Annotated in this window: 17 protein-coding genes and 1 pseudogene; 4 read left to right on the forward strand and 14 right to left on the reverse strand. The window is 62.3% G+C overall.

Features of this window, described 5'->3' with window-relative positions; all coding sequences use genetic code 11:
• The first annotated feature begins 70 nt into the window (after positions 1 to 70).
• Positions 71 to 769, forward strand: coding sequence for a DUF4087 domain-containing protein (locus tag AB4136_RS18845; protein WP_024923503.1), 699 nt, complete (start codon positions 71 to 73; stop codon positions 767 to 769).
• Positions 770 to 789: 20 nt separating this feature from the next.
• Here AB4136_RS18845 and AB4136_RS18850 read toward each other — a convergent pair whose 3' ends face one another.
• Positions 790 to 1,662, reverse strand: a complete 873-nt coding sequence (locus AB4136_RS18850; protein ID WP_024923504.1) for a helix-turn-helix transcriptional regulator — start codon at positions 1,660 to 1,662, stop codon at positions 790 to 792.
• Positions 1,663 to 1,814: 152 nt separating this feature from the next.
• Here AB4136_RS18850 and AB4136_RS18855 point away from each other — a divergent pair, with 152 nt between their 5' ends.
• Complete coding sequence (locus AB4136_RS18855; protein ID WP_024923505.1) at positions 1,815 to 2,534, forward strand: SDR family oxidoreductase; 720 nt, start codon at positions 1,815 to 1,817, stop codon at positions 2,532 to 2,534.
• 21 nt (positions 2,535 to 2,555) lie between these two features.
• Here the strand turns inward: AB4136_RS18855 and AB4136_RS18860 are convergent, their stop codons facing one another.
• From AB4136_RS18860 to AB4136_RS18885, 6 genes are all read right to left on the reverse strand, one after another.
• The gene (locus AB4136_RS18860) at positions 2,556 to 2,927 is read right to left on the reverse strand and encodes a DoxX family protein (RefSeq protein WP_024923506.1); all 372 of its coding nucleotides are present in this window, start codon (positions 2,925 to 2,927) and stop codon (positions 2,556 to 2,558) included.
• A gap of 65 nt (positions 2,928 to 2,992) precedes the next feature.
• Entirely contained in the window at positions 2,993 to 3,370 is a 378-nt protein-coding gene (locus tag AB4136_RS18865) for a DoxX family protein (RefSeq protein ID WP_024923507.1), read from the reverse strand.
• A 68-nt stretch (positions 3,371 to 3,438) separates the two neighbouring features.
• Positions 3,439 to 3,897: a carboxymuconolactone decarboxylase family protein gene (locus tag AB4136_RS18870; RefSeq protein ID WP_024923508.1), complete on the reverse strand. Its 459-nt coding sequence runs from the start codon at positions 3,895 to 3,897 to the stop codon at positions 3,439 to 3,441.
• Between the two features lie 18 nt (positions 3,898 to 3,915).
• Positions 3,916 to 4,434, reverse strand: coding sequence for an RrF2 family transcriptional regulator (locus AB4136_RS18875; RefSeq protein WP_024923509.1), 519 nt, complete (start codon positions 4,432 to 4,434; stop codon positions 3,916 to 3,918).
• 113 nt (positions 4,435 to 4,547) lie between these two features.
• Complete coding sequence (gene preA / locus AB4136_RS18880; protein ID WP_024923510.1) at positions 4,548 to 5,861, reverse strand: NAD-dependent dihydropyrimidine dehydrogenase subunit PreA; 1,314 nt, start codon at positions 5,859 to 5,861, stop codon at positions 4,548 to 4,550.
• 2 nt (positions 5,862 to 5,863) lie between these two features.
• Complete coding sequence (locus tag AB4136_RS18885) at positions 5,864 to 7,231, reverse strand: NAD(P)-dependent oxidoreductase (protein WP_024923511.1); 1,368 nt, start codon at positions 7,229 to 7,231, stop codon at positions 5,864 to 5,866.
• Positions 7,232 to 7,497: 266 nt separating this feature from the next.
• On the opposite strand from AB4136_RS18885, the gene AB4136_RS18890 reads away from it, so the two are divergent.
• Entirely contained in the window at positions 7,498 to 8,274 is a 777-nt protein-coding gene (locus AB4136_RS18890; RefSeq protein WP_137900833.1) for a VOC family protein, read from the forward strand.
• A 78-nt stretch (positions 8,275 to 8,352) separates the two neighbouring features.
• Here the strand turns inward: AB4136_RS18890 and AB4136_RS18895 are convergent, their stop codons facing one another.
• The 4 genes from AB4136_RS18895 to AB4136_RS18910 form a co-directional block, all read right to left on the reverse strand.
• Complete coding sequence (locus AB4136_RS18895; protein ID WP_024923513.1) at positions 8,353 to 8,748, reverse strand: type II toxin-antitoxin system VapC family toxin; 396 nt, start codon at positions 8,746 to 8,748, stop codon at positions 8,353 to 8,355.
• Positions 8,748 to 8,993, reverse strand: a complete 246-nt coding sequence (locus tag AB4136_RS18900) for a type II toxin-antitoxin system VapB family antitoxin (RefSeq protein ID WP_024923514.1) — start codon at positions 8,991 to 8,993, stop codon at positions 8,748 to 8,750. Before AB4136_RS18900 ends, AB4136_RS18895 begins: the two co-directional genes overlap by 1 nt.
• An 88-nt stretch (positions 8,994 to 9,081) precedes the next feature.
• The gene (locus AB4136_RS18905; RefSeq protein ID WP_024923515.1) at positions 9,082 to 11,523 is read right to left on the reverse strand and encodes a GcvT family protein; all 2,442 of its coding nucleotides are present in this window, start codon (positions 11,521 to 11,523) and stop codon (positions 9,082 to 9,084) included.
• A 126-nt stretch (positions 11,524 to 11,649) separates the two neighbouring features.
• Positions 11,650 to 13,188: a trimethylamine methyltransferase family protein gene (locus AB4136_RS18910; RefSeq protein WP_024923516.1), complete on the reverse strand. Its 1,539-nt coding sequence runs from the start codon at positions 13,186 to 13,188 to the stop codon at positions 11,650 to 11,652.
• 216 nt (positions 13,189 to 13,404) lie between these two features.
• On the opposite strand from AB4136_RS18910, the gene AB4136_RS18915 reads away from it, so the two are divergent.
• Positions 13,405 to 13,995, forward strand: a complete 591-nt coding sequence (locus AB4136_RS18915) for a transglycosylase SLT domain-containing protein (RefSeq protein WP_024923517.1) — start codon at positions 13,405 to 13,407, stop codon at positions 13,993 to 13,995.
• A gap of 789 nt (positions 13,996 to 14,784) precedes the next feature.
• Here AB4136_RS18915 and AB4136_RS18920 read toward each other — a convergent pair.
• The 3 genes and pseudogenes from AB4136_RS18920 to AB4136_RS18930 all read right to left on the reverse strand — a co-directional run.
• Positions 14,785 to 16,920: pseudogene (locus AB4136_RS18920) on the reverse strand (dipeptide ABC transporter ATP-binding protein); the annotation flags it as partial.
• Positions 16,921 to 16,936: 16 nt separating this feature from the next.
• Entirely contained in the window at positions 16,937 to 18,094 is a 1,158-nt protein-coding gene (locus AB4136_RS18925) for an ABC transporter permease (RefSeq protein WP_024923519.1), read from the reverse strand.
• Between the two features lie 12 nt (positions 18,095 to 18,106).
• Positions 18,107 to 19,141 carry an ABC transporter permease gene (locus AB4136_RS18930; protein ID WP_024923520.1) on the reverse strand — a complete coding sequence of 345 codons (1,035 nt, stop codon included), beginning with the start codon at positions 19,139 to 19,141 and terminating at the stop codon, positions 18,107 to 18,109.
• Positions 19,142 to 19,178: the final 37 nt, after the last annotated feature.

Genomic DNA, 19,178 nt, shown 5'->3' on the forward strand with positions numbered 1-19,178 from the left:
CAATCGCCTTGAACCTAGTCCGCACACGTGCAGAATTAGCGGGCGTGCATATGCCGTGGGGGAGGAAATAATGCGCCTGAAATTGTTCGTCGCCAGTCTGATTGTAGTCTGCTCCGGGTCGGTGCCGGCTTTCGCCGATGACACGAAAGTTCCAACTGCCGCGCAAGGCGTGTGGGCTGAGGCCGGCAAATGCAGCGGCACAACGGTCACCGTCACCGCCAACACGCTCCAATACAAAGGGCAGAAATCCCAGGCCGTCTTTTTTGCGGCGAAGGAAAGCCCGCGCGGTTACGGCGCCATCCATTACACGGAGGAAGGCAATGTCGATAACTTCGAATATGCCAACGACAAGGACCTGATGCTCTACAATCCGCAAGGGTTCGGCATGGGCAAGCCGGTGCTCTACAAGCGTTGTTCTGGCGCATCCGCATCGGCAGCTTCAAACGCAAACGCCGCGGCCGGACAGATCGAAAACCGTTGCGGCTGGCTGGCCAATCCGACACCCGGCAACTGGTGGCTGACCGACAAGGACGCAACCTGGGTGCTCGCCGCGCAGGGCGGCGCCGAAGCCACCGGCATGGACAAACTGCCGGACTTCAATCCAAAGCAATATGTGAAGTCGAACGGCAATTACGGCTATGGCTGCGCGTGCGTGAAGCTGACCACCGACCCTGCGACCAAGACAGTGAAAAGCGTAACGGGCGGTAAGACCCTTCCGCTTGTCACCTGCAGGAAAGACAAGAGCCTGCCTTCTGAAAGCAAGTTGTAGACCTCAACCGCGACGCTGGTTCAAGCATCTGTAGCGGCAAGTTCGCGTCGCGTTGCCATGTCCTGCAGCAGGTCACCCAGCTTGCCGACCGTGTCGTCCTCGTCCAGCGGCTGGTAGACCAAGATACGCATGTCGGAACCGTCGTCCGGCGACAGCGACGTGTATTCGAAACTCAGCCTCCCGGCCGTCGGGTGGTGGAAATGCTTGGTGCCCGAAAGCAGGCGCACCACATCCCGCTTCGGCCACCATTCGCGAAACGCCGGGCTGCCGACGTTCAACGTTTCGATCAGTCCGGCAAATCCCGGGTCGTCGAAATATCTGGCGCTATCCATGCGGAAATGGCCGAGCACCAATCTGGCGATGTCCTCCCAGTCCTCCATGCGCTGGCTGCGCTCGGGATTGAGGAAGGTCTGGTAGACGACGTTGCGTTCCGCCGCAGGCAGCGCGCCATAGTCGCCGAAGACGGCCGTGGCCGCGCTGTTCCAGGCCAGGACATCCCAGCGGCGGCCGATGATTTGCGCTGGCTGCAGATGGAACCCGTCGATCAGCCGCAGCAGTCTTGGACTGACCGCTTCCCGCACCGGCACGGTGCAGGTGGGCAGCGGACGACCGGCGATGATGTAGAGGTGACGCTTTTCCGGGATCGACAGTTTCAGCGTATCAGCCAGCCGCTCCAGCACTTCGGCGGAGGGTTTGACGTCGCGCCCCTGCTCCAGCCACGTATACCAGGTCGTACCGATGCCGGTCGCGATCGCCACTTCCTCACGCCGCAGGCCTGGCGTGCGCCGGCGCGCGCCTGACGGCAGCCCGATCTCCGCCGGCGTCAGCTTTTCGCGCCGCGATCGCAGGAAAGCGCCGAATTCGCGCCTGCGCGCCTCCAGGACATCGCCCATCGCAGTTCCAGTTCAGAATAGTAGTATCGATACCAGGATAACTTTGGTCCTGCCTGGCGTTTTGTCAAACGCCATCTTGCAGCCATCGGCGTCGCCGCCTGACCGGCAGCGATGGCACGAACATCAAAAAGGCCCAAGAGAAAGGCATCGAAATGAGCAAGAACCAGCATGTCATCGTCATTGGCGGCTCCTCCGGCATCGGCCTCGCCACCGCAGCGACGCTGATCGAACGCGGCTACCGCGTCACCATCGCCGGGCGCGATGCCGCAAAGCTTGACGCTGCCAACAGGCACCTCGGCGGCAAGGCTTCAGCCATAATCGCGGACTCCACGGATGCGGCTGCCTTGCGCGCCTTGTTCGACAAGGTCGGCCCCTTCGACCATCTGGTGACCACGGTCAGCAGCGGGCGCGGCCTCGGCACCTTCGCCGAACTCGATCTGGCCGACCTTTCGCAAGGCTTCATCGAGAAGGTGCAGGCACAATTGCTGTCGGCCCAGATCGCGCTGAAGACGATCCGCAAGGACGGCTCGATCACCTTTGTCTCGGCCGCGTCGGCAGCGATGAGTTCGCCGGGCATGGCCGGAGTGGCGACCGTCAACGGCGCCATGAACAGCCCCGTCGTTGCATTGGCCGCCGAACTCAAGCCACTGAGGGTCAATGCGGTGGCGCCGGGCGTCATCGACACGCCGTGGTGGAACACCTTGCCGGCGGAACAACGCAGCCAAGCTTTCGCGCATTTCGCCGGGCTCGCGCCCGCCGGTCGCATCGGCACCTCCGAGGACGTCGCCGATACCATCGCCTTCCTGATCGGCAACAGCTTCGTCACCGGTCAGCGGCTCTATTGCGACGGCGGCCTGAGCCTGGTCGCCTGACCGGCTGGGTACCTCCAACGCTCACAGCGCACCGGCGATCACCATGAGAAGACCGCCGGCCAGCGTGATGTTGACCAGGGTGAAATAGAGGTGCGGGTCGCGCTCGGCCCCTTGGAACAGGAACAGATTGTGATAGAGCGCCGTCGCCAGCACCAGGAAGACGATCAGCGCCGCCGCTGCCGGAACCGTCCAGATGCCGAGGACGAGCAGCAGCCCGCCGAAAAACTGGACCGCGAAGCCGGCGGCCATCACGGGTGCCGGCAGCAACCAGCCGTAATTGGTGGTGGCGGTCGTTCTGCGTTCGCTGAAATGGGTAAAGTTGCGGATGCCCGCAATCAGGAAGAAGCCACCGAAAACAAGGCGGCCGACCAGCATCAAGGTTTCCGCGATCATCGTCTCCCCCGGGGCGTTAAGCGGCGCTCCTGTGCTTGAAGCGCTCGCCCGACGCCTAGTCAACCTTATTGCGCGACGGAGAGCAGGGTAAGGAAGCCACCTGCCAGCGCGATATTGCCGACAAAACCGTTGATCTTGGCGGCGCGGTCCGGGCCCTGATGGTCCCAGAAATTGTGGAACATCGGCGTGGCAGCCAAGAGAAACAGAAGAAGCAGCGCCGCCGCCGGTGCGGTCCAGAAGCCTACCATCAGCAGCACGCCCGCCACGATCTGCGCGACGATGCCAAGCCACAATACGGTCGCCGCCTGCGGCACGCCGCGCGCGCCCATCATCTGCGCCAGAAATGCCATGTTCTGGATGTTGCGCAGCCCGGCGAAGACAAAAGCGCCGCCCATCAGAAAACGGCCGACAAACAGAATCTCGTTATGAAAATTGGCATGCATCGTATTGATCCCTCTTGAAAAAACAGGGCGCGGCTACCCGCGCCCTTTCTGCAAAAAATGTTCGGTTCTTATGCGGCTTTGGCGGCCGGCACCGGATGGACGGCGTGGAAGGTCACGCAGAGCCGGTTCCAGACATTGATCATGGCGACGGCAACGGTGAGCTTCACCAGTTCCTCCTTGCTGAACAGCTTGGAGCCCTTGTCGTAAAGCGCCTCCGGCACGCCGGCTTCGGCGATGTTGGTGACGGTTTCCACCCATTCGAAAGCGGCACGCTCACGCTCGCTGTAGAGCGGCGATTCCTTCCAAGCGGAGACGAGGTAGACACGCTGTTCGCTCTCGCCGTCGTCACGCGCCTCGCGGCTGTGCATGTCGACACAATAGGAACAGCCGTTGATCTGCGAAGCGCGCAGCTTGATGAGATGCAGCAACCCCTTGTCGAGGCCGCATTCGTCCACAGCCCGATTGAGGCTGATGACATATTTCATCAGCTGCGGCGCCTCGGCGAAAAAATCCATCCTGGGTTGCATGATCGGTCCTTTCACAAGTTACTGGTTACGGTTCTGAGCGGTTTTCTGCGGCCGGGCGTGGTTCACTGCGAACGCGCAGGCGGTCTGGACGACGCGCGGGTCGGCGTCGGCCATGAACTCGGCGATAATGTCGGAAAGCTTCTCCGCGGCGAGTGCCGTGCGATAGGCGCGCTCGGCACGCAGCATCGCGGCATTGATGCCGCATGGCTGAACATAGGCAGACGCGTCGATCTTGGCCGGGCCGTTGCGGCGAATCTCGCCGCAACGAAACGCCGGACGCGCGCCGTCGACGGCCAGTACGATGTCGAGCAGCGAGATCTTTTCCGGCACACGCGCCAGGCGGTATCCACCGGTCGGACCGGGTACGGATTCGAGAATGCGCGCAGCCGTCAACGCCTGCAGATGCTTCAGCAGGTAGCTGGGCGACAGGCCGAACGCTTCCGCCAAGGCAGAGGCCGGCATGGTTGCCCCGTGCTCGATCGCGGCAAGCATGGCAGTGGAGTGGATCGCCGCTTCGACGCCTTCGCTCAACTTCACGATTGCTTCTCCTTAATCATGGATATTTAATATCGTGGATATTTTTTATCGTCAATAGAGGGAGCAAAAAAGCGGTGCATCACTGCACCGCTTTTTTCGTTTTCCGTCAGACCCTATTCGGCGGCCACTTTGGCCATCGGGTTGTTCGGGTGTGTCGTCCAGTTGGCATAGGCAGGATCGACCGGCTTGCCCGTACGCTGATCGAGCACGCCGGCGCCCAGCGGCACCATGGTGATGCAGCCTTCCACCGGGCAGACGTTGACGCAGAGATTGCAGCCCACGCACTCGTCTTCCATCACTTCGAAATGGCGAGCACCGTCCACCATGGAGGTGATCGCCTGGTGCGAGGTGTCCTCGCAGGCGATGTGGCAGCGACCGCATTTGATGCAGGCGTCCTGGTCGATATGCGCCTTGGCGATGTAGTTCAGGTTCAGATACTGCCAGTCGGTAACGTTGGGCGTGGCGCGGCCGATGACGTCGTCCAGCGAACGATGACCCTTCTCGTCCATCCAGTTCTCGAGACCGGCGATCATTTCCTGTACGATCTTGAAGCCATAGGTCATCGCCGCCGTGCATACCTGCACGTTGCCGGCACCCAGCGCCAGGAACTCGGCCGCGTCGCGCCAGGTGGTGATGCCGCCGATGCCGGAAATCGGCAGGCCACGGGTTTCCGGATCACGGGCGATCTCGGCCACCATGTTCAGCGCGATCGGCTTGACCGCTGGGCCGCAATAGCCGCCGTGGCTGCCCTTGCCGTCGATCGACGGTTCCGGCGAGAACGAGTCGAGATCGACCGACGTGATCGAATTGATCGTGTTGATCAGCGACACCGCGTCGGTGCCGCCGGCCTTGGCCGCGCGCGCCGGCTTGCGCACGTCGGTGATGTTGGGCGTCAGCTTGGTGATCACAGGCATGCGCGTGTACTGCTTGCACCAGCGCACCACCATCTCGATATATTCCGGCACTTGGCCGACGGCCGCGCCCATGCCGCGTTCGCTCATGCCGTGCGGACAGCCGAAATTGAGCTCGATGCCATCGGCCTCGGTCTCCTCGACCAGTGGCAGGATCGCCTTCCAGCTCTCTTCCACGCAAGGCACCATGATCGAGGCGATCAGTGCGCGGTCGGGCCAATTCTTCTTCACCTGCTTCATCTCGCGCAGGTTGGTCTGCAGGTCGCGATCGGTGATCAGCTCGATGTTGTTCAAGCCGAGCAGACGACGGTCGGCACCCCAGATCGCGCCGTAGCGCGGCCCGTTGACGTTGACCACCGGTGGGCCTTCCTCGCCCAATGTCTTCCAGACCACGCCGCCCCAGCCCGCCTTGAAGGCGCGCTCGACATTGTAGGCCTTGTCGGTCGGCGGCGCCGAAGCCAGCCAGAACGGGTTGGGTGACTTGATGCCGATGAAATTGTTGCGAATATCCGCCATGCTCATGCCCCCCCATTCGAGGTGAGTGCCCGATGGATGCTTTCGGCGGCATCGCGCCCGGCCGCCACCGCCGAGACGGTGAGGTCCTCGCGGCTGTCGACCACGCAGTCGCCACCTGCCCACACCTTGGCCAGCGAGGTGCGACCCTCCGCATCGACCTGGATGCGGCCGTTCTCCAGCGCCATCGCCTGCCCGCTGCCGTTGAGCGCGGCGGGCTGGAACGACTGGCCGATGGCCTTGAACACCTGGTCGGCGGCGAGCCTTAGCGTCTCACCGGTGCCTCCGAGCTTGTCGCCCTTGATGGCCGTGTATTCGAGCTCGACGGCGACGACCTTGCCACCATCGGAAACGACCTTTTTGGGCTGCAGCCAGTGGCGGATGGTGACACCGTTGGCGGCGGCCAGATCCTGCTCGAAGCCGGAGGCGTTCATGTGCTCCTGGCCGCGGCGGTAACAGATCGTCACCTCTTCGGCGCCGAGCAGCTTGGACTGCACGGCAGCATCCACCGCCGTCATGCCGCCGCCGATGACGACGACGCGGCGCCCGACCGGCAGGCCGGCAAGATCGCTGGTCTGACGCAGCTCGGCAATGAAGTCGACCGCGTTGGCGACGCCATCGGCATCTTCGCCATCGGCGCGCAGCGCGTTGACACCGGAAAGCCCCATGCCGAGGAAAACGGCATCATATTGCTTGGTCAGCTCGGAGAGCTGGAAGTCGCGGCCTAGCGCCTTGTCGTTCTCGATCGCAATGCCGCCGATGGCGGTCACATAGTCGACCTCGGCCTGGGCGAAATCGTCTACGCTTTTATAGGCGGCGATGCCGTATTCATTGAGGCCACCGGCCTTGGGGCGAGCCTCCAGAATCTTCACCTCGTGACCGTGACGGGCCAGCCGGTGCGCGGCAGCAAGACCGGCGGGACCGGCGCCAACCACGGCAACCTTCTTGCCGGTCGATTTCGCGCGCTTGTAGAATTGCTTGCCTTCGTCCATCGCCACGTCGGTGGCATAACGCTGCAGGCGGCCGATCTGCACCGGCTTGCCCTCGGCGGTCTCGCGCACGCAGGCTTCCTCGCACAATGTTTCGGTCGGGCAGACGCGGGCGCACATACCGCCGAGGATATTCTGGTCGAAGATGGTCTTGGCCGATCCTAGCGGATTGCCGGTGGCGATCTGCCTGATGAACATCGGGATATCGATCGACGTCGGGCAGGCCTGCATGCAAGGCGCGTCGTAGCAGAAGTAGCACCGGTCGGATTCGACCAGCGCTTCGTGATGGTCGAGCGGTGGATGCAGATCGGAAAAATTGTCGGCATAAGCCTCGGGCGACAGCCGGCCGCCAGCTATGCCCTCCTTGAAATGACCTGTTGTCATTCCGGTTCCCCATTGTTGTGGTTTTGAGGAAAGGCTAGCACGTTTTGTTTTTTTATCAATTGGTCAATTTTCAAGATAAGTGCTTGAAAAAGCTCAAAAATAACATGACTTTTGTAGTCATGATTTATTGCGGATATTTGCCGCTACGCGAAATATTTTGACTTGCTGTCGGAATTCCGTCCGGCTCGGCGTCCTATGATCGCCCTGCCGCAGCATGGCGAACCATGCGCCTATGGAAGACGGCAGGAAACGTAAGGGAGCCCGACATGCCGAATGCCCCGAAAAGCTTCTTCTGGTATGAATTGATGACAACCGACCTCGACGCCGCCGAGGCCTTCTACACCGAAGTCGTCGGTTGGCGGCCCGAACCCTTCGAGAAATCGCCAGGCATGCCGCGCTACATCGTCGTCAATGCCGGCGACCGTGGCGTCGGCGGCCTGATGACGCTGCCCGAGGACGCCGCCAAGATGGGCATGCCACCCGCCTGGGTCGGCTATATCTACACAAGGGACATCGAAGCTTCGGTGGCCTCGCTGACCAAGGCCGGCGGCGCCGTTCACCGCGCGCCCGACGACATCCCCGGTGTCGGACGCTTCGCCGTCGTCGCCGACCCGCAGGGCGCCGGCTTCATGTTCCTGCAGCCCAACGGCCCCGACCAGCCGCCAGTGCCCTTGGGCACGCCCGGCCATATCGGCTGGCATGAACTGTTCGCCACCGATTGGCAAAAGGCCTTCGATTTCTATTCCGGCCAGTTCGGCTGGGCGAAAGGCGATCCTTTCGACATGGGACCGATGGGCATCTACCAGCTCTTCACCGCCGGGGCCGAACCGATCGGCGGCATGATGAACAAGCCCGAGCAGATGTCCGTGCCGGCCTGGCTGTTCTATTTCAACGTGCCGGCCATCGATGCCGCCGCCAAGCGGGTCACCGACCGTGGCGGCAAGGTGGTGATGGGGCCGATGGAAGTGCCGAGCGGCCAATGGATCGTGCAATGCCAGGACCCGCAGGGCGCTTACTTCGCCATGGTCGCGCCAGGGCGCTGAACGCCCCGATTTTCACGGGGCAGGTTGATCGCTATCTCGCCTGCCCCGCCTGCCGCCTCAGATGAACATCACGGCAACTCAGGCCAGTGAAATATCGGTCTGCGTAAAATCATTTCCTTTACACAGCAGCCGAATTCCGGCTTGCTTTGCAATTGCATAGGAGAAGCAGTCGCCAAAATTCAACTTCGCCGCGTGGCCGGTACCCTTACCATAACGCGCATAAGCGCGAACCACGTCTTCATAAATATCCGGAGTTACTGGCAAAACGCGGATTCCGGCCTTTTCCAGGAAGTCGCCAACCAACTTCCCGGCCAAAGTAAAATCCCGGATTCGTCGGCCTATGGATATCGCTGCTTCTACCTCATTAACCACGGACGTCACTGGCCCAACCGCGGCATGCAGCCGAGCGAGCAAATCTTTTTTGTCAGGCTCTTCAAGCAATATGCCCACGATTGTGGAGGTCTCGACAAACATCAGTCATTCTCCCCCCACATATCATCCATAAAAGCTTTCTCATCCTCAAACCCATTGGCTTTAAGCGCCCTGATTTGCTCGATAATCGGCTCGATCCGCCGGGCGAACTCCTCGACCCCCTGCCGCTCGTGGCTGGTCGCCTCTTCGATCGCGAGTTTTATAGCTGCAGTTATACCCACCCCACGCTTCCGCGCGAAATCGCGCACAAGCCAATCGGTCTCCTCATCTTGCACGTGTATAGCCATTTATGTCCACAACCACAAGTGATTTGTACAATCATCATTGTATCTTGTAGAAAACAAGAACACAATGGGAACGGCTATCTAGAAACCACTACCCCCTCATCCGCTCCTGATTGCCGTCGAACAGCGGCGTGGGCTGTATACGGGCGGCATGGCGCCGTCCCAGATATTCGATCTCGAAGCCGTCGCTCTCGTCGGCGATCTCCTTCGGCACGTAGCCCATCGCCACCGACACGCCGGAGTGATGAGCGTAGCCGCCGGACGTTACCCATCCCCGCACCGAACCGCCATGCCAGATCGGCTCGTCGCCGATGACGTCGGCGTCCACGGCATCGACGACGAAGCTCCGCAGCCTCAGCTTGCCGCCGGAGGCACGTTCGACGACCGCCGCCTGCTTGCCGAAGAAATCGGCCGGCTTCGAATAGGCGACGAAACGGTCGAGCCCGGCCTCCAGCGGCCCATAGATCGGCCGGTATTCGCGCGCCCAGGAGCCGTAGTTCTTTTCAAGGCGAAGCGCGTTGAGCGCCCGCGAACCGAACAAACCGACGCCGAATTCCTTGCCGGCTTCCATCAAGGTTTCAAGCACATGGCGCTGATATTCCGGCGCCATCCAGATTTCGTAGCCGAGGTCACCCGTATAGCTGACGCGACCGACGAGGCATGGGGCAAGACCAATCTCCGTCCGCTTGATATCCATGAATTTGAAGGCCGCCGCCGAGACGTCGGCGCGGGTGACCTTTGCCAGCAGATCGCGGGCGTGCGGTCCGGCGATCGACAGGCCGACACGGCTCAACCCGAGCGCCTCGACCTTCACCGACCCCTCGGCCGGCAAATGCCGTTCGAACCAGCGCATATGATACTGCTCGGCAAGTCCGGAACCGGCGATGAACCACTCTTCGTCGCCGGCGTTGCCTGGCCCCAGATTGGCCAGCGAAAAATCGCCGATCAGCTTGCCGTCTTCCTTCAACATGGGTGCAAGCGTCATGCGCCCCGGCGCTGGCAATTTGCAGGCAAGCAATCTGTCCAGCCAGGTTCCGGCCCCCTCGCCGGTCACCCGATATTTAGCGAAGGAGGAAATCTCCGACAGGCCAACGCGTTCGCGCACGGCTCGCACCTCATTGGCGACATGTTCGAAATCGGTCGAGCGGCGCCAGGAGAACGCGTCGCGGACGCCTTCCGGCGCATACCACAGCGGCACTTCCAGCCCGTAGGACGCGCCGAATTGAGCACCCTCCGTCGCCAGTAGATCGTAGACCGGTGTCGTCCTCAGCGGCCTGCCGGCCAGCAATTCCTCGTTGGGGAAACGGATCGAGAAACGGCGCGAATAGTTCTCCCGCACCTTGGCGTTGGTATAGGCCATGGAAGCCCAGCCGCCGTAGCGCGCAACGTCCATCGCCCAGATATCGGCGCCGGGGTCGCCATGCATCATCCAGTTGGCGAGCGCCAGCCCGACGCCGCCGCCCTGGCTGAACCCGGCCATGACGCCGCAGGCAAGCCAGAAACCCGGCAGGCCGCGCACCGGCCCGACCAGCGGATTGCCGTCCGGCGCGAAGGTGAAGGGCCCATTGATGATCTGCTTGATGCCGGTGTTCTGGAAGGCCGGGAAATGGCGGAAGCCGACTTCCAGCGACGGCGCGATGCGGTCGATATCGGGCTCCAGCAGTTCGTGGCCGAAATCCCAGGGCGTCGACTGTTCCGACCAAGGTTTGCCGGCCTTCTCATAGGTACCCATCAGCATGCCGCCGCGCTCCTGGCGCAGATAAAGTTCGCCGTCGAAATCGACGGCATGCATGATCTCCATGCCGGTCTTCTTGTTCCAGGCAGCGACCTCGGGCATGTCCTCGGTGATCAGATACATGTGCTCCATGGCGAGCACCGGCAGTTCCAACCCGACCATGCGGCCGACCTCGCGCGCCCACAGGCCGCCGGCATTGACGACATGCTCGGCCACCACCTCGCCCTTGTTGGTGATGACGCGCCACAGACCGTCCGGCCGGCGCACGATGTCCTCGACCTTGGTGAATCGCTCGATCTGCGCGCCGAGTTTTCGCGCGGCCTTGGCATAGGCGTGGGTCACGCCGGACGGGTCGAGATGGCCGTCCTCCTTGTTGTGGATGGCGCCGACGAACTGGCCGGGATCGATCAGCGGCATCAGTTCCGCCGCTTCGCGCGGGGAAATCTCCTCGAGTTCGATGCCGAGATAGCGGCCCTTGGCCACCATGTTGCGCAGCCAGTCCATGCGCGCTTCGGTGGCCGCAAGGAACACACCGCCGGTCAGATGCACGCCGGTCGCTTGCCCGGAAAGTTCCTCGATCTCCTTGTAGAGGCTGATCGTGTATTTCTGCAGCTTGGCGACGTTGGGGTCGCCATTGATCGTGTGCATGCCGCCAGCGGCATGCCAGGTCGAGCCGGAGGTTAGTTCGTCGCGCTCCAGCAGAACGACGTCCATCCAGCCGGCGCGCGCCAGATGGAACAGCACCGAACAGCCGACGACACCGCCGCCGATGACAACGACCCTTGCATGCGATTTCATGATTTTCTCTTCTGCTTCAAAGAGTTGGGAAAGTTGCGTGAATCTGGGTTGGAACGTGTTGAATCAAGATATCAGCTGCACCGCGCTCCGCCTTCCCTCGCGGGAAAGGTAGCGCTGCGGTGGCCGTCATGGTTCGTCCGCGCCGATTTCTTGCCTGCGCCTGGCCACATAGGCTTCGAGCTCCTCGCGCACGCCTTCGTCCATCGGCGGCTGGACATAGTCGGCCAGCGCCTTCTTCCACACTCCGGTGGCGCGCTGTGTCGCGTCCATCGCGCCGGCCTCTGTCCACGCCTCGTAGTTCTGCCAGTTGGAAAGCAGCGGCTGGTAGAAGGCCGTCGCGTAGCGTTCCAACGTGTGCGGCTCGCCGAAGAAATGACCGCCGGTCGGCACACCCGCCAAAGCATCGAGCGCCAGTTCGCCATCATCGACAACGATCGGACGCAGGAACTCCATTATGTGCTGCACCATCTCGACATCGATGATGAACTTCTCGAACGACGCCGTCAGCCCACCCTCCTGCCAACCGGCGGCATGGTAGACCAGATTGCCGTGGCCGAGCACCGCACCCCACAGCGCCATCAGCGTCTCGTAGGTTCCTTGCGCGTCGGCCGCGTTGGAGGCAGACCCCGGCGTGGTGCGGTAAGGCAGGTTGTAGCGTCGCGCCATCTGCCCGGAAGCGATGTTAGCCTTGGTGTTTTCCGGCGTGCCGAAGGCCGGCGCGCCCGAGCGCATGTCGACGTTGGAAGTGAAGGCACCATACATAACCGGGCAGCCAGGCCGCACCAGCTGGGTCAGCACGATGCCACACAGCGCCTCTGCATTCTGCTGCGCCAGCGCACCCGCAAGCGTCACCGGGCTCATCGCCCCCATCAGCGTGAACGGCGTGATGCAGACCGACTGGCCGTACTCGGCCATGGCCATCAGCCCTTCCAGCATCATCTCGTCGAAGCGGCGCGGCGAATTGACGGAAATGATGGTGCCGACACCCGGGTCGGCAGCGACCTCCTCCAGGCTGAGGCCGCGCGCGATCGCCATCATGTTGATCCCATCCAGCGCCCTGCCCCTGCCGATGGCCGATACGTGGAACGGCTTGTCGGTCAGCGTCAGATTGGCAAGATAGGTGTCGAGATGACGCGTGTTGGCCGCCAGTTCGATCGGCGCGCAAACCTGGTTGCCCAGCATGTGGATGCAGTTGAAATGTTGCGCCAGGCTGACCAGCTCACGATAGTCGCGCATGTTACCAGCGCGGCGGCCGCGTTCACGGTCATGCACATTGGGCGGTCCCGCCACCAGCGTGAAGTTGATGACGTTGCCGCCAATCGCCATCTGCCGGGCTGGGTTGCGCGACGACAGGGTGTAGGCCGCAGGTGCCGTCTTCAACGCCTCGGCGACCAGCCCGCGATCGAGCCGCACCGTCATGGCGCTGTGGTCGACATCGGCACCAGCGCGCTCGAACAGCGCCAGCGCACGCCTGTTCATCACCTCCATGCCGAGATTTTCCAGGATGTGCAGCGAGGCCAGATGGATCGCCTCGACCTGGTCCGGCGAAAGTAGCGCCATCGGTGGGTAGGGATTTTCGACCCGGCGCGCCGGCAACTGCGGAATGGGCGCCCCGCCTTTGGCATGGGTGCGCTCGGCACTGCGTCTGGTGCGAAGAGCGGTCATGCTTCGTATCAGAACGCGGTTTGGCCGCCTGAACTATCAGGAATGCGACACATATGGACGAGATTTTATCTGAAGCGTCGTATTTGCTACATAATATAAATAATACGACATTTACGCGTCGAATTATCATTATTTCTAACGTTCCGCCTTGTAACCGCCAAACAGGTTAAGGAGCCACGAAAGACTCCCTTTATGATTTGCGGCTAATGCTGGCGCATGCGTGCGTATAGTTTTAGTCGAGTTTTAGTGATCGGTGTTCCGCTGGCGCTGGCCGCCTGCGCGAGCACGCCCAACCGCATCAACGACGTCTGTGCCGTCTTCGACCAACGCGACGGCTGGTTCAACGACTGGCAGTCGTCGGCCGAGCGCACGCAGCGCAAATATGGCGTGCCGGTGCATGTGCTGATGGCAACGGTGCGCAAGGAATCCGGTTTCAACAGCTATGCCCGGCCGCCGCGCCGCAAGCTGCTCGGCTTCATTCCCTGGGGCCGCATTTCCAGCGCCTATGGCTTTTCGCAGGCGCTGGACGGCACCTGGAGCCAATACCGGCGCGAGACCGGCAACTTCACCGCCAGCCGCACCAATTTCGGCGACGCTGTCGATTTCGTCGGTTGGTACCACTCAAAGACGATCGACACTTTCGGCGTCGGTCGCGACGACACCTACAATCTCTACCTCGCCTATTATCTCGGCTGGGGCAGCTACAAGCGCGGCGAATGGCGCTCCAATGCCGGCGTGCAGCGTTATGCGCGCGACACCGCCGCAATGGCAGACCGCTACCGCGGGCAGTTGCAGAACTGCCGCTGACCCGAGACTTGGCGATAGCCTCATCTGCATCGATGCGACGTTGTGGCCGGCGCGGCCTCCATTTTCCGGAAGCCGCCAATCTGGATACGTTCAGCCGGCCTAGTGCGGCTTGCGGCCGAAAACCCGGATGTATTCTTCCACGCCGCCATCGGCCAACGCCTTGGCCTGCCGGCCCCAATCGTCGCGCTCGATGCGCCCAAGCAGCGTCAGCCGCGTGTCCATCCATTCGCGTTCGATCTCGGTCCAGCCGGCGACCTGCGCGAAACGATAGATGCCGAGCTCATTGAGCGCGATCTCGATCTGCGGACCGATGCCGACGATCAGCTTAAGGTCGTCGGGCTCAGCGGGTCTCGCTATGCCGGCCGGCCGGCCGCGATCCGCGGGATCGACCGGTTCAGGAGCAGGGCTCGGCACGGCCGCCTTCACGGCTGGAGTAGCCGGCACCGCCTTGGTCCTGGAGCCGGTTGCCGCCTTCGGCTTGTGACTCTTAGTGACCGTTGCCTTCTTCGCTTGCGTTGCAGCAACCGCCTTGCCGGCAGTGGCGGCCGTCTTCCCGGCTGCAGCAGTCTTCGCCGCAGGCTCCGATTTCACGGCTGGCGCAGTCTTCTTGGAGGCTGCCGTAGACTTTTTGGCGGCAGGTACATTTTTCGCTGCCGGCGCTGGCTGTGTCGCCGGTTCCGGCGCGACCATGGCCACCTTCGCGGACACCTTGGAGCCCCTGGCGACAGTGGATGCCTTGCGGGCAACCTTCGCCTTGGCCGCCGCAACCGGCGCGTCAGCAATCTCGACTGCATCGTCGGGCACGCCCTCCAGCGCCGCATGCGCCTTGTCGAAGCTGATCACCGGCTCCATGCCGGCCAGCACCTCGTCGGAAAGCCAGCACAGGCTGCGGTGGCCGCCACCGAGATCCTTCAGCGGCGGCACCTCCTTCTCGCAACGGCCGTCCGGCACCAGATGTTTGTAGCGGCAGCGGGTCTGGAACGGGCAGCCGCTCGGCGGGTTCATCGCCGAGGGAATGTCGCCTTCGAGCACGATGTGTTTCTTGACCACGCTGGTGTCGGCGATTGGGATCGCTGAAAGCAGCGCCTCGGTATAGGGGTGATAGGGCGGCGAAAAGATCTGATCGGTTGTGCCCTGCTCGACGATGTAGCCGAGATACATGACCACCACGCGGTCGGCGATGTAGCGCACCACCGACAGATCGTGGCTAATGAACAGCATCGTCATCCCGGACTGGCGCTGGATGTCCATCAAGAGCTCGGTCACCGCCGCCTGGACGGAGACATCGAGCGCCGAGACCGGCTCGTCGGCCACCACCACCTTGGCCGAGCCGGCAAAGGCGCGGGCCACGCCGATGCGCTGCTTCTGCCCGCCGGAAAGCTGGCGCGGCTTGCGTTCGGCGAAAGCGCGTGGAAGCTTCACAAGATCCAGAAGCTCCAGCATGCGCTGCCGACGGTCCGCCACCGTCTTGCCGACGTTGAACTTCTCAAGCGTGCGGATGATCTGCGAGCCGACGGTGTGGCTGGGATTCAGCGTATCGAACGGGTTCTGAAACACCATTTGGATGGCCGAGACCGTATCGACGCTGCGCTTCTCGATGCCCGTCGCCTGGATTTCGGTGTTGGCAAGCGTGACCTTGCCGGCGCTTGCCGTTTCTAGGCCGAGCAGCACTTTCGCCAGTGTCGACTTTCCGCAACCGCTTTCGCCGACGATGGCGACGGTCTCGCTCTCGCGCGCCTCGAAGCTGATCGTCTCGTTGGCCTTGACGGTGCGCCCCTCGCTACCGCCGAACACACCGCCGGCGCCGACATGGTAGTATTTTTTCAGGTCGTCGACCTTGAGTACCGGTGCGCCGGGCTTGACCGGTTCGCCGGCCTTCTTGGCGCCGGGCGGCAGCGCTGCCCAGTCGATCTCGTTGAAGCGCACGCAGCGCGAGAAATGGCCGTCATGCCCCTGCACCGGGATCATCGGAATCTCGGCTGCGTTGCACACGCCCTCGACGAAGTGGTGGCAGCGAGGACCGAAATTGCAGCCTCGTGGCCGCTCCTGCGGCAACGGCAATTGACCAGGGATCGCCACCAGCGGCCGCTCGTTCTTGTCGGCGCCGGGCAGCGGAATGGAGCGGAACAGCCCTTGCGTATAGGGGTGCCGCATGCGGTCGAAGACGTCGGTGATCTTGCCGGTTTCCACCGCTTCGCCCGAATACATCACCGTGATCCTGTCGCAGGTCTCCAGGATCAGGCCCAGATTGTGCGACACGAAGATCATCGAAGTGCCGAACTGCTTGCCCAGCCCCTTCACCAGTTCGACGATGCCGGCCTCCACCGTCACGTCGAGCGCTGTGGTCGGCTCGTCGAGCAAAAGCAGCGCCGGATTGGACAACAGCGCCATGGCGATGACGATGCGCTGTTGTTGGCCGCCGGAAAGCTGGTGCGGATAGGAGCGCATCATGCGCTCGGGGTCGGGCAGCTTGACCGAGCGCACCATGTCGAGCGCACGTTTGTAGGCCTCTTCCTTGGAGACCTTATCGTGCAGCAGCGGCACTTCCATCAATTGCTGGCCGATCTTCATGGCCGGGTTCAGGCTGGCCATCGGCTCCTGGTAGATCATGGCGATCTTGTTGCCGCGGATGGAGCGCAGCTCCTCCTCCGACATGTCGCCCATATCCTTGCCCTGGAACTTGATGCGGCCACCGACGATCCTGCCGATGTTGGACAGGTCGCGCATGATGCCGAGCGACACGGTCGACTTGCCGCAACCGCTCTCGCCGACGATGCCCATCGCTTCGCCGGGCATCACTGTGCAGGAAAAGTCCATCACCGCCGGTATTTCGCCCTTGCGGGTGAAGAAGGAGATCGACAGGTTCTCGATCTCGATGATCGGCTGGGCGTTGGCTGTGTTCGTGGCTTTAACGGCTTCGTTCATGGCGTCGCCCTCCACTCTAGTCTTTCATCGATTGTTCGCGCAGTGCGTCGGCGAGCAGGTTGAGCCCCAGCACGAAGGACATCAGCGCGATCGTCGGCGGCAATGCTGGATGGATGAAGGAGCGCAGCAACCGGCTGGCGTCCTTGATCGCGGTACCCCAGTCCGGACTTTCCGGCGCCAGACCCAGGCCGAAATATCCCAGCGTGCCGAGCAGGATGGTAGTGTAGCCGATACGCAGGCAGGCATCGACGATCAGCGGGCCGCGCGCATTGGGCAGGATCTCCCACAGCATGATGTACCAAGGCGTTTCGCCACGCGTCTGGGCGGCCGCCACATAGTCGCGCGTCTTGATGTCCATGGTCAGCCCGCGCACGATGCGGAACACGCCAGGTGACGAGGCAAAGACCACCGCCACGAAGATGTTGAGCTGATTGGGATCGATATGCACGATCTTCAGCGGATCGGCGTCGAATACAAGGCCGAGATAAACCCAGCCGCCGATCAGCAAAGTCAACCCCATCAGCACATACAGCCGGTCCGGCCGCTTCTTGTAGCGGGTCCAGAACAGGACGCAGAAGAAGATAATCGGGAACAGGAAGAACAGCCCCGCCATCGCATAGGGGATCGGCGTGTCCATGATGCCGGGCGTAACCAGCAGGTAGAACAGCAGGATCACCGGGAAGGCGAGAACCAGATTGGCGAGGAACGACAGCACGGTGTCGATCTTGCCGCCATAGTAGCCGGCGGGCAGGCCAAGCGTGATGCCGACCATCAGCGCGAAGCCGGTAGCGGCCGGGGCGATGATCAGCACGATCTGAGAGCCGAACACCATACGCGAGAAGATATCGCGCGCCAGCTTGTCGCCGCCGAACAGGTAGACGCCCTTGGAGGCCGGCTCGACCGCGCCGGGCAGCGCGTCCTTCATCACCGGCAACTGCCCCAGCGGGTCAAACGGCGCCACATGCGAGGCAAAGATCGCGGTGAACAGCCAGAACAGGCAGATGATGACGCCGGCGATGCCGACGCCGCTGTCGAACAGCTGGCCGTAGAGGCCGAGTTTCTTCTTATAGGTGAAGCTTGTGCCGAGCACGACGGCGAGCGCCAGCCAAACCGGCCAGAACCGCGCCAGCACGCCCAGGATGATACCGACGGCTCCGATATATTCGATCTGCATCGCCGGCCTCCCCTACTGCACGCGAATGCGCGGATTGAGATATGCGTAGCCGACATCCGAGATCAGCTGGGTGATCAAGACGATGAACACCGAGACCATCGAGCAGCCAAGCAGAAGATCGATGTCGTTGTTGCCGGCAGCCTCGACCAGCGTGTAGCCAAAGCCCTGGTAACGGAACATCGTCTCGACGATGACGACGCCGGTGAGCAGCCAGGGGAACTGCAGCATGATGACGGTGAACGGCGCGATCAGCGCATTGCGCAGCGCGTGCTTGATGACGACGTTGGAGAACGACAGGCCTTTCAGCCGCGCCGTGCGGATATATTGCTGCGTCATCACCTCGACCATTGAGGCGCGTGTCATGCGCGCGATGTATCCGATGCCGTATATGGCCAGCGTGATGACCGGCAGCGTGAAATTGTAGAAGGTGATGCCCTGGCTTGCCGAGGCAGCCGAGCCGTTCAGCCAACCGAGCCACGACGCGAATATGACGGTGAAAATAACGCCCGAGACATATTCCGGCGTCGCCGTGGTGATGATCGAGGCAACCGACAGGGTTCGATCCGTTCGCGAGCCCTCCCGCATGCCGGCCAGGATGCCGATGAGCAGCGACACCGGCACCATCACTGCAAGCACCCAGAACATCAGGATGCCGGTGGCACGCAGTGCTGGGAACAGCTTGGCCGCAACGGTGGCCTTGAATTTGGTGGAGCAGCCGAAATCGCCCTGCAGCACACCATTATAGGCGGGCTCCATCGGGTCATTGCAGAAGGTGAAGCGCTGCGAGGCCTTGCCGGTCGCCGCATCGACGATCGGCTCCTTCTTGACCACGCCGAGCCACTGTCCGTAGCGGACGAAGAAATTCTGCCTGTAGCCGTGATTGACGAGCCAGCTTTCGAGCTGCTCGGGCGGCGTGTGCATTTCTGTCTGGCTGATCGCCAGCTTCTTCAGATTGGGTTCGAGATTGACCAGGAAGAAGACGACAAGCGTCAGACACAGCATGGTCAGCAGGATCGTGCCGATGCGTCTGGCTATGAATGAGAACATTGCGCCCCCCTGCCGGCCGGGTTGGGGTCAGATGCTG

It is taken from the genome of Mesorhizobium sp. 2RAF21 (genome assembly GCF_052115345.1).
In the GTDB taxonomy this organism is placed as follows: Bacteria; Pseudomonadota; Alphaproteobacteria; order Rhizobiales; family Rhizobiaceae; genus Mesorhizobium; species Mesorhizobium terrae.

Bases quoted from the DNA above. Each gene is read 5' to 3' on its own strand.
- AB4136_RS18895 (WP_024923513.1), bottom strand. From the start codon at position 8,748: ATGTTTGTCGAGACCTCCACAATCGTGGGCATATTGCTTGAAGAGCCT.
- AB4136_RS18925 (WP_024923519.1), bottom strand. From the start codon at position 18,094: ATGCAGATCGAATATATCGGAGCCGTCGGTATCATCCTGGGCGTGCTG.
- AB4136_RS18845 (WP_024923503.1), top strand. From the start codon at position 71: ATGCGCCTGAAATTGTTCGTCGCCAGTCTGATTGTAGTCTGCTCCGGG.
- AB4136_RS18910 (WP_024923516.1), bottom strand. From the start codon at position 13,188: ATGACCGCTCTTCGCACCAGACGCAGTGCCGAGCGCACCCATGCCAAA.
- AB4136_RS18870 (WP_024923508.1), bottom strand. From the start codon at position 3,897: ATGCAACCCAGGATGGATTTTTTCGCCGAGGCGCCGCAGCTGATGAAA.
- AB4136_RS18855 (WP_024923505.1), top strand. From the start codon at position 1,815: ATGAGCAAGAACCAGCATGTCATCGTCATTGGCGGCTCCTCCGGCATC.
- AB4136_RS18890 (WP_137900833.1), top strand. From the start codon at position 7,498: ATGCCGAATGCCCCGAAAAGCTTCTTCTGGTATGAATTGATGACAACC.
- AB4136_RS18850 (WP_024923504.1), bottom strand. From the start codon at position 1,662: ATGGGCGATGTCCTGGAGGCGCGCAGGCGCGAATTCGGCGCTTTCCTG.
- AB4136_RS18930 (WP_024923520.1), bottom strand. From the start codon at position 19,141: ATGTTCTCATTCATAGCCAGACGCATCGGCACGATCCTGCTGACCATG.
- AB4136_RS18915 (WP_024923517.1), top strand. From the start codon at position 13,405: ATGCGTGCGTATAGTTTTAGTCGAGTTTTAGTGATCGGTGTTCCGCTG.
- AB4136_RS18865 (WP_024923507.1), bottom strand. From the start codon at position 3,370: ATGCATGCCAATTTTCATAACGAGATTCTGTTTGTCGGCCGTTTTCTG.
- AB4136_RS18885 (WP_024923511.1), bottom strand. From the start codon at position 7,231: ATGACAACAGGTCATTTCAAGGAGGGCATAGCTGGCGGCCGGCTGTCG.
- AB4136_RS18905 (WP_024923515.1), bottom strand. From the start codon at position 11,523: ATGAAATCGCATGCAAGGGTCGTTGTCATCGGCGGCGGTGTCGTCGGC.
- preA (WP_024923510.1), bottom strand. From the start codon at position 5,861: ATGGCGGATATTCGCAACAATTTCATCGGCATCAAGTCACCCAACCCG.
- AB4136_RS18860 (WP_024923506.1), bottom strand. From the start codon at position 2,927: ATGATCGCGGAAACCTTGATGCTGGTCGGCCGCCTTGTTTTCGGTGGC.
- AB4136_RS18900 (WP_024923514.1), bottom strand. From the start codon at position 8,993: ATGGCTATACACGTGCAAGATGAGGAGACCGATTGGCTTGTGCGCGAT.